Origin of the sequence: Dactylosporangium sp. NPDC000555 (assembly GCF_040300025.1) — a bacterium.
In the GTDB taxonomy this organism is placed as follows: Bacteria; Actinomycetota; Actinomycetes; order Mycobacteriales; family Micromonosporaceae; genus Dactylosporangium.
Window position 1 is genome coordinate 53,995 of the sequence record NZ_JBEPDB010000015.1, and the last position, 12,822, is coordinate 66,816.

12 protein-coding genes are annotated in these 12,822 nt (G+C 71.4%); 2 read left to right on the forward strand and 10 right to left on the reverse strand.

Annotation, left to right across the window (positions count from 1 at the left end; genetic code table 11):
• Positions 1-7: 7 nt before the first annotated feature.
• From casA to cas3, 3 genes are read right to left on the reverse strand one after another with little or no spacing between them, the layout of a single operon-like run.
• Positions 8-1,657, reverse strand: a complete 1,650-nt coding sequence (casA, locus tag ABT297_RS12725; RefSeq protein WP_350548183.1) for a type I-E CRISPR-associated protein Cse1/CasA — start codon at positions 1,655-1,657, stop codon at positions 8-10.
• Between the two features lie 3 nt (positions 1,658-1,660).
• Positions 1,661-2,089: a hypothetical protein gene (locus ABT297_RS12730; RefSeq protein ID WP_350548185.1), complete on the reverse strand. Its 429-nt coding sequence runs from the start codon at positions 2,087-2,089 to the stop codon at positions 1,661-1,663.
• Positions 2,082-4,664 carry a CRISPR-associated helicase Cas3' gene (cas3, locus tag ABT297_RS12735; RefSeq protein WP_350548186.1) on the reverse strand — a complete coding sequence of 861 codons (2,583 nt, stop codon included), beginning with the start codon at positions 4,662-4,664 and terminating at the stop codon, positions 2,082-2,084. The genes ABT297_RS12730 and cas3 overlap by 8 nt, the downstream gene beginning before the upstream one ends.
• A gap of 225 nt (positions 4,665-4,889) precedes the next feature.
• On the opposite strand from cas3, the gene ABT297_RS12740 reads away from it, so the two are divergent.
• Together ABT297_RS12740 and ABT297_RS12745 are read left to right on the forward strand one after the other, a co-directional pair.
• The gene (locus tag ABT297_RS12740; RefSeq protein ID WP_350548187.1) at positions 4,890-5,486 is read left to right on the forward strand and encodes a recombinase family protein; all 597 of its coding nucleotides are present in this window, start codon (positions 4,890-4,892) and stop codon (positions 5,484-5,486) included.
• Between the two features lie 285 nt (positions 5,487-5,771).
• Positions 5,772-6,119: a zinc ribbon domain-containing protein gene (locus ABT297_RS12745; RefSeq protein ID WP_350548189.1), complete on the forward strand. Its 348-nt coding sequence runs from the start codon at positions 5,772-5,774 to the stop codon at positions 6,117-6,119.
• On the opposite strand, the gene ABT297_RS12750 is transcribed toward ABT297_RS12745, so the two are convergent.
• From ABT297_RS12750 to ABT297_RS12780, 7 genes are read right to left on the reverse strand one after another with little or no spacing between them, the layout of a single operon-like run.
• The gene (locus tag ABT297_RS12750) at positions 6,096-6,857 is read right to left on the reverse strand and encodes a 2-hydroxy-acid oxidase (protein ID WP_350548191.1); all 762 of its coding nucleotides are present in this window, start codon (positions 6,855-6,857) and stop codon (positions 6,096-6,098) included. The two genes, ABT297_RS12745 and ABT297_RS12750, sit on opposite strands and share 24 nt — an antisense overlap.
• Before the next feature lie 2 nt (positions 6,858-6,859).
• Positions 6,860-7,144 carry an acyl carrier protein gene (locus ABT297_RS12755; protein ID WP_350548193.1) on the reverse strand — a complete coding sequence of 95 codons (285 nt, stop codon included), beginning with the start codon at positions 7,142-7,144 and terminating at the stop codon, positions 6,860-6,862.
• 28 nt (positions 7,145-7,172) lie between these two features.
• A complete protein-coding gene (locus ABT297_RS12760) occupies positions 7,173-8,096 on the reverse strand; it encodes a 3-oxoacyl-[acyl-carrier-protein] synthase III C-terminal domain-containing protein (RefSeq protein ID WP_350548195.1) in 924 nt (307 codons plus the stop codon).
• Entirely contained in the window at positions 8,093-9,436 is a 1,344-nt protein-coding gene (locus ABT297_RS12765) for a condensation domain-containing protein (protein ID WP_350548197.1), read from the reverse strand. The genes ABT297_RS12760 and ABT297_RS12765 overlap by 4 nt, the downstream gene beginning before the upstream one ends.
• The gene (locus tag ABT297_RS12770) at positions 9,429-11,060 is read right to left on the reverse strand and encodes a class I adenylate-forming enzyme family protein (RefSeq protein ID WP_350548199.1); all 1,632 of its coding nucleotides are present in this window, start codon (positions 11,058-11,060) and stop codon (positions 9,429-9,431) included. The genes ABT297_RS12765 and ABT297_RS12770 overlap by 8 nt, the downstream gene beginning before the upstream one ends.
• Before the next feature lie 11 nt (positions 11,061-11,071).
• Positions 11,072-11,839: an SDR family NAD(P)-dependent oxidoreductase gene (locus ABT297_RS12775; RefSeq protein WP_350548201.1), complete on the reverse strand. Its 768-nt coding sequence runs from the start codon at positions 11,837-11,839 to the stop codon at positions 11,072-11,074.
• A 1-nt stretch (position 11,840) separates the two neighbouring features.
• Positions 11,841-12,821: an alpha-ketoacid dehydrogenase subunit beta gene (locus tag ABT297_RS12780; protein WP_350548203.1), complete on the reverse strand. Its 981-nt coding sequence runs from the start codon at positions 12,819-12,821 to the stop codon at positions 11,841-11,843.
• Between the last annotated feature and the right edge of the window lies 1 nt (position 12,822).

Consider the following 12,822-nt stretch of genomic DNA (forward strand, 5'->3'; position numbering starts at 1 on the left):
CGATCTCCTATTCGAGGTAGCGGGCGATGTACCCGCGATAGGCGTCGACCCACCGGCGGAGCTGGTCTAGGAACTGCTCGTAGCCCTCGGCGGCTGCCTCCAGATGGCGCCCCTGCCGGGGCGGCAACTCGGCCCAGTCCTGCGCCGCCTGCTGACCGATCCGGCATACGGCGTCAGCCCATTTCGATGCCGCCGTCGAGTCGCGCCGGTTTGCCCGCAGCGTCGTGGCGAGCTGCCACAGGAAGCCGTCGAAGGGCTGCGCCAGCCGTGGCCAGTACGCCAGTTCGAGATTCTTCGGCCCCGCCTTGCGCTCGCGATCTGGCGTCAGCGAGGCGGCGAGTCGTGCCCGGTAGGCGCGTTCCATGGCGAGTAGCTCGTCGCCGACCCGGTCCGCGAGCTGGACGCTGTGGCCGATCACCGGCCCGGCCACGGCCACCTCCGCCCGCAGCAAAGCGACCGGCGCGGCGACCGCCCCTTCCAGCACCTGCTCCACGATCGACGCGTTCGAGTCGAGCTGCTGCCCGAAGACTCGTAGTGTGTAGACGGCGTCGTCGGCGATCTCCTCTGCCGCCACCATCTCCGAGACGTGCTCCAGCGTGCCGGGCCGCTGCTGGTGCACCTCTTCGACGCCCGAGGGTGCCAGGAGCAGCTCCTGGGTGTGTCGCCACACGCCGCGGTTCACCCGCAACCGGACCGGATACCAGGGGCCGTACGACGGCTTGCTCGGCTTCCGGGTGCCCTTCTTCTGCACTGGATAGCGCCGGTACGCGGCCATCCACTCGTTGTCTTGCAGCTCGGCGTTGAGCTTGTCGCCCGGCGTGATGACGACTTGATCGACGTACGTCTCGCCGTCGATCTCGCGTGGCACGAGCCAGACCCGCCGCGACGACCAGGTGAGCAGGTCCGTCCAGCCGAGCGGTTCACGGATGTCCGGTTCCGGCCCGGGTGAGTCGGTTTCCCACACCGGGCGGTCGTCCCGCCGCGTCCGGCGCGGTTTCTCGCCCGCCGGCTCGTACCGCATCAGGTTGAGCAGCAGCGTCTCCTTGAGGTTGCCGCCCTCGACCAGCACCATCCCGAACCGGTTGCCCGGCGCCTGCTCGGATGACTTCACCGTCTTGTACGGACTCTTCATGCCGCCCGGGTCGTACGCCTGCAACGTCACCAGCCAGCGCGCCGCCTCGGCCGGGGTGAGCCGTACCTCGTCGTCGGCGGTGGTGTGGTCGAAGAGGGTCACATTATTGCCCGCCGCCCGGTACGGCACGAGCTTCGCCGCACTCGACGGGGACACGCCCGCGACGGCGGGGCACTGGAAGAACGGCCGCTCCACGTCGAAGAGCGCGAAGCGGTCGCGGTACTGCGCAAGGTATTTCGCCAGCCGGGCGTCCGTGGGCGGCTCGCCGGTGTCGTCTGGCACCTCGGCGGGAAGGCCTTCGGCCCGCCAGAGTTCGGCCCACGCATCCTCATCCAACGGCTGGTAGGCGCGGTAGAGGAAGGCCAGCACCATTCGGTGCAGGGCGGCCGTCATCGGTGGCGTTTCGCCAACGATCCGGCGTAGCTCATGCGCCTCGCGCACCAGCGTCACCAAACTGACCTCGTCGACGGTGCCGTCGGGGCGGAGTACCGGCAGCCACGGCTCGTCGAGCAGGTTGAAGCGCACCTGTCACCCGTTCTCGTCATCGTCAGAGTTGGAACCGAAATCGGCGTCAGGATCCGCCTCGGAATCGGCCTCGGGCTGGTCGAACCGTAGGCCGCTGTCGACGCTGTAGCGCACGGTCAGCTGGCCGGCGCGGCCGGCGCCGTCGCGTACCACGATCGCCCGGCTGGCGTCCAACCACGGTGAGGTGCGGAACGCGGCCGGTACCGGGATTCTCCGCAGCGCGGCCAGCACATCCGGAGGTGTCCCCTCGTCGACGCGGACGCGGACGGTTGCCGCCAGCAGGTCGGTAAGCAGCTCACCTACCGGTTCGGCGCCGTTGTCCAGGTCGATGGGTGTGCTGCCGGCGACCGGTACGGTGTGCCCGCCTGCGGCCCGCAGCACCACGATGTCGATCGCGTCCTCGAACGGGAGCCGGTCGTACTCGTCAGCCATGACGTTCGCTCCACGGGCTCGGCTTGCGGGTCTGGCCAACGTTGCGAACATGCGCGGTGAGCTCCCGCAACACCTTCGCCCGCGGCTCCGGCGGTGGCAGGTAGAGGGTGGTCGCGAGGTCCCGGTCGGCCCGACGCGTCCGCCGTAGTTGCTCGGCGGCGCGGTCCCAGCGCTTCTCCCAGCCAGGCGGGCAGACGATCGCGTTCGGCTCGGTGTAGACCGCATCGATCAGCTCCGGCACCTCGTCCGGCAGCCGGAGCCTGGGACGGTCGCGCAGCAGCGCCCAGGTGCGCAGCAGGATCGCGTCCGCGTAGATGTTGACGGTGTATTTGGTCCACGTCGGTCCCGCCCGTTTCTCGGTCACCCCGAGCATGGCCAGCGTCAACGGTGAGTCGGGGTCGGCCCGACGGAAGCGGTGCAGACGGCCGGCCCGCTGCACAATGCTGTCCACCGGCGCCATGTCGCTGGCCATCGCGTCGAAGTCCAGGTCGAGGCTCTGCTCGAGTACCTGGGTACCGACCACGACGTACCCAGCCTTCGGCGCGCGGGTGCCGTTCTCGCCGAAGAGCTGCCTGAGTTCGGCCTCGACCCGGGCGCGCTCACCTGCGGTGAGGTGGCTGGTCAGTGTGACGACCTTCGGCTGTTGGCCCTTCGGCAGTGACGCCGCCGCTTTGGTTAACGCTGCAGCGGTGCGCTCCGCCCGCTTCACCAGGTTGTGGATGATCGCCACACCCCAGCCACGTGCCGCCTGTTCCAGCGCCCACCCGATCAGGTCCTCGTCGGAAACGGTGACGAGCCGGACTGGGCGGCCGGTGTTAATGGGGGAGGCTTCGGCGTGTACCTCGATCGGGATGCCGTGGTGGTCGAGCCAGAGCGCCCGGGGGTAGCCCGGCGGCGGCAACGCCAGGTCAAGCTGGCCGGGACGGCCGCGGCGGGCGCCCGCATACCAGCTTTTGACGAGCTCGGCCCGGCGCGTGGCCGGCAGCGTCGCCGAGAGGACGATCACCGGTACGCCGAGCCAGCCCAGCCACGCGAGCACCCGGTCCAAAATCGTGGACATGTGCAGGTCATAGCTGTGTACCTCGTCCAGGATCACCACCCGGTTGGAGAGCCCCACCAGCGGTACGGGCGCCCAGGGCCGGCGGATTCCGGCCTGGAGGATGCGGTCGATGGTGCCGACCGCCAGCGGCGCGAGCAGCCCCCGGAGCCAGGTGAACCATTCCCGAACGTGTGCGTCCTGCACCCCGCCGGGCTCGTCGCCACCAACGTCCGCCGCACCGATCGGATCGACCCGTGCCTCCTGCGCCCGCCTGCCGACGAGGTACTCAGCCGCCGTACCGTGCAGCAGCTTCGCGGTCAGACCGCGGCCGAGCTGTTTCAGTAGCTTCGTGACCACCTCGAACGCTTGGTTGCTGGTGGCCCGGGTCGGCATGGCGAGGAAGAAGCCGGCCAGCCCGAGCTGCGGGATCAGGCTCACAGTGGCCTGCAGGGCGGCCTTGGTCTTGCCCTCCCCGGTCGGCGCCTCGATCACCAGGATGCCAGACACGGTTCGGCCCGCGATGAGCTGTTCAATCGCAGCCTGGAGCGGCCGGGGTTCCTGCCCGAAGAGTTGAGCAAAGCCGGTGCCGGCCGGTGAAGACGACCAGGCGGTCCAGCCGAGCCGATCGGTCAACTGCTCCCGGGCGCGGTCGCGAGAGAGCTTGACGTACTCGGTCAGGTCGACGTCGACTCCGGCGTGGGTCTTCTTGTCGATCGAGCCGGAGGCGATCCAGTCGCTGACCGTGGTCAGGCCGGCGAGGGCGACCGTGGCGGCGGTGCTCATCCGTACGTCGGACCAGGGCAGCGAGCGCGGGTCGGGCAGTTCCAGCAGCTCCGCCGTACGGCAGACCAGCTCCTCTACCCACGGCTCCCACCGCTCGCCGCCGCTGTCGAAGGTGGCCGTTCGAGCGGCCCTGATTACCTCGGAGGAGAAGTATCGGCCGTGGTGTCCGCCGAGCGCTTGCGCTATGGCAAGAGCGGTGTCGCGCGGCGCGCCCCAGGCTTTGAGCAGGCGGAGAAAGTGGTACGCCGTCAGCACGCCGTGCAGTGTGTCGGTACGGTCGCGGCCGGTGCGCTTCGCGGCCAGTCGCGTGATTGCGGCCGAGACCTCAATGGGCAGATGGGCGCCCGCGACGTCGGCCCGGAGCGCCTGGAACGCGGGGGATAGCTTGCCAAGGTCGTGTAGCCCGCAGAAGAGAGCGACCCAGGCCCGGGCCGTACCCCCGAGCGGCGTGAACGCCTCCTCCAGATCGGCGCGGGAGACCGGCCCGACCAGCACCTCGTAGAGCAGTTCGGACACGGCGGCGGTGTCGATGGCGTGGCAGATCAGCGGATGCGGGACGATCACCTCGTCCTGTGTGTCCTGGCCAGCCTTGCCCCAGAAAGCCCGAACATCAGGCTGTACCTGCTGTACCTGCTCGGAGACCACACCTACCAGCCGGGGCTGCCGACCTTGTCCTGTTGATCCGGCTGCGCCAGCGTGACTGTACGTCGATCGGGCGGGCACGATCGTTGAGCATGCATGACTCGGCGCCATTTATACACGTGCCTGTCGAATAGATGACATAGCGTCTAGCGGTGACTTCAAGATTCATACCGATCAGGGCGGCAAGCCACCTATGGCTACGTCGCGGACCGGACCAAGCACCCGGTCAAGGCCAAGGCCCACGAGGGCAAGTTCAAGCACCGGCTCGTTCTCGACCCGATCCGGGGGCCGTCACGCAGATCTTCCAATGGCGGTCCCTCGAACGGCTCAGCCACAATGACATCGCGGACCGGCTCGACCTCGACCCTGAGTGATATCCACCGCCCGACCAGATCCCCGGCGAGGGCCGACGGCGTATCGGGGGCCTGGACCGGCGACAGCGTCCGCGAGGTGCTCGACAATCCCAAGCACACCGGATACATAGTCTGGAACCGCAGGAAGGACCCCCGCCCAAAGCGGGGCGTCAAGGGCAGAGTGAACCCGCCCAGCGCCTGGATCTGGTCCAGCCGCCCCACCCACGAGCCGCTGATAACCCGGGAAATCTTCAACACGGCGAGTGCGGTCAACCGCTTCCGGAAAAGTCACGCTCCAGCGCGACGGCCGATGTGCAACCCGAGACCGCTCGCACCTACACGCTGCGGTCCTACCTGCGCTGTGGCACATGCAACCGGCTCCGTACGGCACCAAGAGGTCGTACATCTACTACCACCGCCAGCCCGGCGACGGCGACACCGGTCGCGACCAGCAACCCCCGGTCGAAGCGGCTCCTCACTGGCCACCTCCCCGGCGTCGAGCGCGGTCGCAACCAGCGCCGACAACGCGGCCAAGATTGGCGCTGCCGACTCGACCGGCATCGACAACTCGGTGTCCTGATCGACGGTGATCCGCAGGTAAGTCGAGCACCGCCACGGCGCGATAGACTCCGACAGCCACGCCACCGCTTGCGGTGGGCTGGGCCAGTTCCCGGCGCGCAGGTTGAGCCGGAGTTCGGCCGAGCAGTGCTCACCGCCGACGAGCGCTCGATATCCGCTGATTTGGCTCCCCGGGTCGGTGGTACACCGCGACCGGTCGCACCAGCCGGGATGTGCCTGGTCAGGCACGGCAATGAACGGTTCCGGGTTTCCTTGGCTTTTCAGCCATTGACTACAGTTCCGGACCATGCTGGAGTACAAGGCCACCTGGTACGGCCGTGAGGTGATCGCGGTCGACCGCTGGTTCCCGTCTTCCAGGCTGTGCTCGGCCTGCGGAGTCCTGGCTGAACAGCTGCCGCTGCACGTGCGGAAGTGGACGTGCCGGTGCGGCACCACCCACGACCGCGACGTGAACGCGGCGCGCAACATCCTGGCCGCCGGGCTGGCGGTGTCTGCCTGTGGAGCTGGTGTAAGACCTCGACGGGAGTCTTCCCGGACGGGGCGGTCGGCGGTGAAGCAGGAACCCCCTGGGGCGATCCAGGGACTCCCTCCCGTTAGGGAGGGGAGGATGTCAACCGAACGAACTGACGCATAGGTACCGCAGCGCCGGGTCGTAGTCGGCGAGCACCACCGGACCCTCGAGCGACGCCAGCGCCTCCCAGACGCCGGTCATCGGCTGCGCGGGGTCGGCGAGCACGATCCTGTCGGCCTTCGCGTCCAGATCGGCAAGGTGGCCGCCGAGCACCAGCGTCGCCGGGCCGACGTCGCCCAGCAGCCCGGCGACGTCCTCCAGCTCGACGCCGGGGAGGATCCGCGGCACCGCGGCCTGCAGGGTGGACGGTCCGAGGTGGACGGCGACGGCGCAGTGCGCGGCCGGCACCTCCACCGGCACGCCCGGGTCGTACGGCAGCGACGCCTGCTCCACGACGACCAGCAGCCCGCGCGGATACGTGCCGGAGCGGGCGTAGTCGTGCAGCAGCCGCAGCGCCGTGTGCGCACCGGCGCGGCCCTGGTCCGACACCGCGAACGCCATCGGGCCGCCCGGGCAGAGGTGGCTGAGATACGTCGCCGTCGCCCGCCCGGGCGCGATGTCGGGGATGTCGTAGGCGAGGATCAGCGCGTCCACCGGCTCGTCCGGCAGCAGCGCGGCCGCCATCTCGCCGTACGACTGCCCGTCGTCCATCCCGCCGGCGGGGCCCAGGCCGTACGGCTCCAGCAGGTCGGTCAGGTACGTCGCCAGCCGCGCGGTGTGCGCGGCGTCGGCGGCCTGCGCGGCCGGCCCCTCGAACCGCCGCGTCACCGCGCCGCGCAGGCCCCATGGCGCCCCCGGCACCGTCACTCCTCCGGCAGCAGGTTGCCGGCGACGTAGCTGGCGAGGGTGCCGACCGTCTCGAAGTCGTCGCGGCCCAGGTCCTCGACGCTGATCTCCCGCTCCAGGCGGTCCTCCAGCTCCAGCACCAGCTCCAGGCCGGTGGTCGAGCTCATCCCGAGGTCGTCCATCAGCGTCGTGCTCTCGGAAGCGTCGGGCACCTCCCGCTTGAGCACGCGGGGGAGCAGGGCGCAGATCGTCTCCACGACGTGCTCGCGCAGCGCCGGGTCGATGGTCACGGTGTCGGACACGATAGATCCTCCGGATTTCAGTGCTGAGTCAGTGCTCGAAGACCATGGCGGAGAACGTGGCGCCGCGCCCGGCTCCGGCGGCGGCGATGACGTAGCGGTCCCCGGGCCGCAGCAGCCCGCGCTCGATCGCGGTCCGGTGGTTGATGAACGCGTCGGCGCAGAAGACGTGGCCGAAGTCGGCGACGTGGTCGAGCAGCACCCGTTCGAGCGGGAAGCCGATCCGCTTGCAGGTGCGCTGCCACGCGATGGTGTTGACGTTGTGCGGCAGGATCACCGCGATGTCCTCCAGCGCGATCCCGGCCTCGGCGACCGCGGCGGTGACCGCCTCGCCGAGCGCGTCGTGGTAGATGCGTTGGAACTCCGAGGCCACCTCCTCCTGGTCGCCGTCGAACTCGCCGCGCAGCCGCGCCACGTAGGACAGCAGTCGGTCGCGCCCGCCCGTGGCGGACACGAGGCAGGCCGCGGCGCCCTCGCCGAACATCGAGGTCTCCGGCACGAACCGCGTCTCGCCGGTGAACGCCTTCTCCCCGGCAAGCACCACGGCGAGGCCGTCGTCGCCGTCCGCGGCGAGCAGCCGCCCGGCCAGGTCGATCGCCATCAGCCCGGACGCGCACGCCTGCTGCCCGATCGCGAAGGCCTGCGCGTGCCCGAGCCCGGCTTCGGCCAGCACCTCGTGCAGCGGGTTGTGCGGATACGGCACGACCACCGGGAAGCTTCGCGCGTACAGCACGTACCGCACCCGCGCCGCCAGTTCCGGTGTCAGGGCCAGGTCGGCGAGCGCCAGGCGCAGCAGGCCGGTCAGCGGCTGCTCGGACCACGCCGCCGAGCCGATCTTGTGGTAGCGGCGGAACACGCGCACCTGCATCGGGCTCAGGTCGAACGCGTCCGCGTAGGACTCGATCGGCACCCGGTCGGCAGGCACGAACGTGCCCACCGCAGCCATTGAGGTCATACGTCCTCGCTCTCCAGAAGCCGGATCGCCTCTTGTACCGCACGTGCCTCCACCGAGCGCGCCAGCGCCTCGGCGCCCGGCGGGGCGAGCCGGCCCGCGTCGGTGAAGACGGTCAGCAGAAACCCCTCCGGCACGTCGTCCACGTCGACGCTGAGCGGGTCGAACGGGTCGTCCTGCGCCACCGTCCAGCGGAAGACTCCCGGCGGCGCGGCGCGCAGCTCGCCGGCCGTGGGCAGCGGCCCGGCGAAGCCCTGCCGAGTGCCGACGCGGCGGTCATTGAACCACACGCCGGCATCCGGGTCGACACCCGCGCGCGCGAAGAGCCCGGCCACCGCGTCCGGGTCGAGGTACGCGTACTTGTAGGCGGCCATCGCGCTCGCGCCGACCCGCCGCAGGGCCTCGGCGAACGGCTCCCCGGCCACGTCCACCGCGCAGATCCCGCGCTGGGCGACCATCGCCACCACCGTGGCGAACCCGAGCCGGAACCGGTTGCTCACCATGGGCCGCAGCACCGCGTCCCCGTCGCCGGCGCAGGCCGCCAGGGCGAGCAGCGTCATGAGCACCTGCGAGGAGTCCGCGTCGGCGCGCTCGGACAGCACGTGCAGGGCCGCCGGCAGCGCCCGGGACACCAGCTCGCCCCGGTAGAACCGCGGACCGTCCACATCGGACGACGGTCGGGCCGCCGGCAGCCGGCGCAGGGTCCGCTCCCAGTGCCGCAGCGCGGACGCGCTCTGCCGCAGCCCGTCCGGGCCGCCCTGCCAGCGGGCCTGCTCCAGCGGCGGCGTGCCGGGGTCCGCCGCCGCGGCGCCCCGGTCGGCGATCTCGGCCAGGAAGATCCGCCCGCCCAGCCCGTCGGTGACCAGGTGGGTCATCACCGTGGACAGGTGCGTCGGCGCGCCGCGGTGCCGGACCACGCCCATGCGCACCGGCCACTCCTCGACGAAGTCGTACGCGCGGGCCCGGTCCCGGGCGTCGATCGCGACGACGAACGCCTCCGGGTCGGCGTCGTCCGGGCAGTCGTACACGTCCAGGCCGATCGTGCCGCGGTCGGCGACGCTCTGCAGCGGCCGGCCGTCGTCGGTGAAGCGCAGCCGGGTGCGCATCGGCGGGTACCGCGTCATGATCCAGCGCAGCTCGTCGGCCACGCCGGCGAGGGTGGTGCCCGGGGCCAGCCGCGACCAGCCGCCGATGGGCAGCCAGGAGCGCTGCCGCAGCATCGTCAGCCAGATCTCGCGCTGGCCCCAGGAAAGCTCCCCGAGCCCCGCACCCTCGCCGGCGAAGCGCACCGGGATGCGCGCGACCGGCCGGAGCTCGAGGGGCGACGCCTTGAGGCTAGGCATTCGCCATCGCGGCGAGGTGCCGCTGGCGCATGAGGAACTTGCGCACCTTGCCCGTCGGGCCGAGCACGATGTCGTCGTCGGAGAAGACGACGACCCGCCGCAGCGTCGCCCCGGCGGCCGGGGTGAGCGCGCCGCGGACCTCCTCGGTGTGGTCCACCGACGGGTCGGAGCCCGCGTGCAGGGACAGCAGCACGTCCGTGACGACCTTGCCCTCGGCGGTGCGCGCCGACACGACCGTGCAGTCGCGCACGTCGGGCACCGCCCGCAGGATTCGCTCCTCCGACATGGCGGTGTAGAGCCACTCGCCGCCGCCGAGGTCGACGGAGTCCACGGCCCGGTCGACGTGGTAGTAGTAGCCCTCCTCGTCGCGGTACATGAGGTCGCCCGTGAGGTAGTAGCCGGCGAGCCGGTTGCGGTAGGTGTTGCCGTGGTCGTTCCAGTAGCCGGGGGCGAGCGTCGGCGACTTGAGGCCGAAGTGCCCGACGGCGCCGACCGGCACCTGCTCGCCGGTCTCGGTGTCCAGCAGCGCGACGTCGGCGAAGACGTGCGGGACGCCGACGCAGCGGCCGTAGCGCTCGGTGTCGCTGCGGTGCGTGATGTGGAAGGCGGAGTGGCCCATCTCGGTGGAGCCGAGCCCGTCGACGAAGCTGGAGCCCTTGATCCGGGTCACGCCGTCGCGGGTGACCACGTTGCGGCTGCCCGCGTTCACCAGGTGCCGGATGTGCGGCTCGTGCGCGCAGTCGCCGGTGTTGAACCACAGCGACACCGAGTCCAGCTCGTGCGCGTCGAGGTCGAAGCGGGCCAGCTCCGCCCAGGTGACCGCGAAGCCGAAGACGCCGGTGGGCTTCCACCGCTCGATCGCGTCCAGCACCGCCGCGCCGTCGTTCTGCTGGGACAGGAACAGCAGCTCCGAGCGGTTGCTCAGGGCGTGGTTGATGGTCATGATGCCGGCCGCGTGCGGCGCGGGCAGCGCGCTGAGGATGCGCTCGGTGCCCTGCGCGCGCGGGCCGCTGAGCCGGATCCGCCGGGTGGCGTGGAAGAGGCTGGCGTGCGAGTGCACGACCGCGGTCGGCATGCGGGTGGTGCCCGAGGAGTGGGTGATGGCGATCGGGTCGTCGGGGTGGTGCCGGAACGCGACCGGGGCCGCGGCCGGGTCGCCGGAGCCGGTCTCGGCCACGTCGTGCACGGCGATGCCGTCGAGGTCCTGCCCGGCCAGCCGGTCGCGGTGCTCGGCGTCGGTGAGCAGGGCGACCCCGCGCAGCTTGCGGATGTACTCGGCGGCGATCTCGCCCGGGATGTTCGGGTTCATCAGCGCCGGGATGGCGCCGAGCCAGGTCAGGCCCATCCAGTTGAGGAAGCAGTCCGCGGCGTTGGTGACGTAGATGGCGACCGGGTCGCGGCGGCGGATGCCGGCGGCGTGCAGCCACGCGGCCCGCGCGGCGGCGCGGGTGTAGAGCTCGCCGAGCGTCAGGCCCTGCCATGCCGGGATGCCGTCGACCGGGGTGTCGAACGTCATGCCGGGACCGTCCAGCGGCGCGCCGTGCTCGATGAGCTTGTGCAGCACGTTGCCGGCACCGACGCTCGGGTCGCCGGCCAGCGCCGCCCGGATGTTCGTGGACGCCATGGTCTGTCTCCTCATTTCGCCGACATGAAGGGCTTCAAGACGATCTCGGTGCCGTCGGCGCGCAGGCCGGCGGGCAGGTCCGGAAACTCGTAGCGCTGCGCGGGCCGTCCGGGCACCAGCGTCCAGGCCTCGCCGGTGCCGGAGCCGGTGACGACCGTCTGGACGGCGGCGGCGACCTCGTCCGGGCTCAGCATCGGGATCTTCTGCTTGCGCAGCAGGCGGCCGGTGATGCCGAGGAACGGGGTGTCGGTGAAGCCGGGGCAGAGCGCGTTGATGCGCACGCCGCGCGGGGTCAGCGACGTCGACATCGCCCGCACGTAGGCGACGGCGGCGGCCTTGGTCAGCGCGTACACCGGGTTGGCCTGTTCCGGTCCGAGCGCGGCGAGCGAGGCGACCACGACGACCTGACCGCCGGCCGGCAGGGCCGGCAGCGCGGCGTCGACGCCGAACACCACCCCGTCGAGGTTCACCCCGAGGGCGCGGCGGTACCGGGCGGGGTCGATGCCGGGATCGGGCGGCACGTCGGACTGAATGCCGGCGCCGCGCACGACGATGTCCAGCGACCCGTGCGCGGCGACCGCGTGCGCCACCATGGTGGCGTTGTCCGCCGGGTCGGCGACGTCGGCGCGCACCGCGGTGCCGCCGACCTCCTTCGCGACCCGCTCGGCGCCCTCGGCGTCGAGGTCGGCGACGACGACGGCGTGCCCGAGCGCGGCGAGCCGCGCGCAGATCGCCGCGCCGATCCCGCCGCCGCCCCCGGTGACCAGTGCGACGCCCATCTCAGCCCTCCTGACCCAGCTTGGCGACGTCCTCGACGGCGGCGCGGATCTGGGCGCGGCTGGGTTGCAGCGCCAGGTCCAGCTCGCGGGCGAAGGGCAGCACCGCGGCGTCCGGGCGGGTGACCCGCCGCGGCGGCGCGACGAGCCGCATGCCCTCCGCGGCGGAGGCGAGGATCTCCCCGGCGATGCCACAGGAGCGGTTCGAGTCGTCGACGACCACGAGCCGGCCGGTGCGCTCCAGCGACGCGGCCAGCCCGGCCCAGTCGAAGGGGTGCAGGGTCCGCGGGTCGAAGACCTCTACGGAGACGGTGCCGGCGAGCTCCTCGGCGACGGCGAGCGCGTCGTGGACGAGGTGGCCGACGGCGACCACGGTCACGTCGTCGCCGCTGCGGTGCACCCGGCCGACGCCGAGCGGGATCGGGGCGAGCGCGGCGAGGTCGACGTCGGCGCGCACCCCCACCGCGCCGGCCGGGGCGAACACCACGACCGGGTCGTCGTCGCGGATCGCGGAGACCAGCAGCCCGTAGGCGTCGGCGGGGGTCGACGGCACGACGGTCTTCACGCCGACGTGGGCGAAGAGGCTGTACGGGTGGTCGGAGTGCTGGCCGGCCCAGCCGCCCCGGGAGCCGGAGCTGGGCAGCAGGTAGGTGACCGGCACGGTGGCCTGCCCGCCGGTCATCAGCGAGAACTTGTGCGCCTGGTTGGCGATCTGCTCGAAGGCCAGGAACAGCAGCGCCGGGATCTGGAACTCGATCAGCGGCCGCTGCCCGCACAGCGCCGCGCCGGTGGCGAAGCTCGTGAACGCCTGCTCTGAGATCGGCATGTCCACAACCCGTTCGGGACCGAACTTCTTGTGCAGTCCGGTGGTCACGTTGCTGACCGCGACGCGCACGTCCTCGCCGAACACGCACACCGCGGGGTCGCGCTCCATCTCCGCGGCGATGGCCCGGTTGAGCGCCTTGAGGTACGACAGGATCGTCATC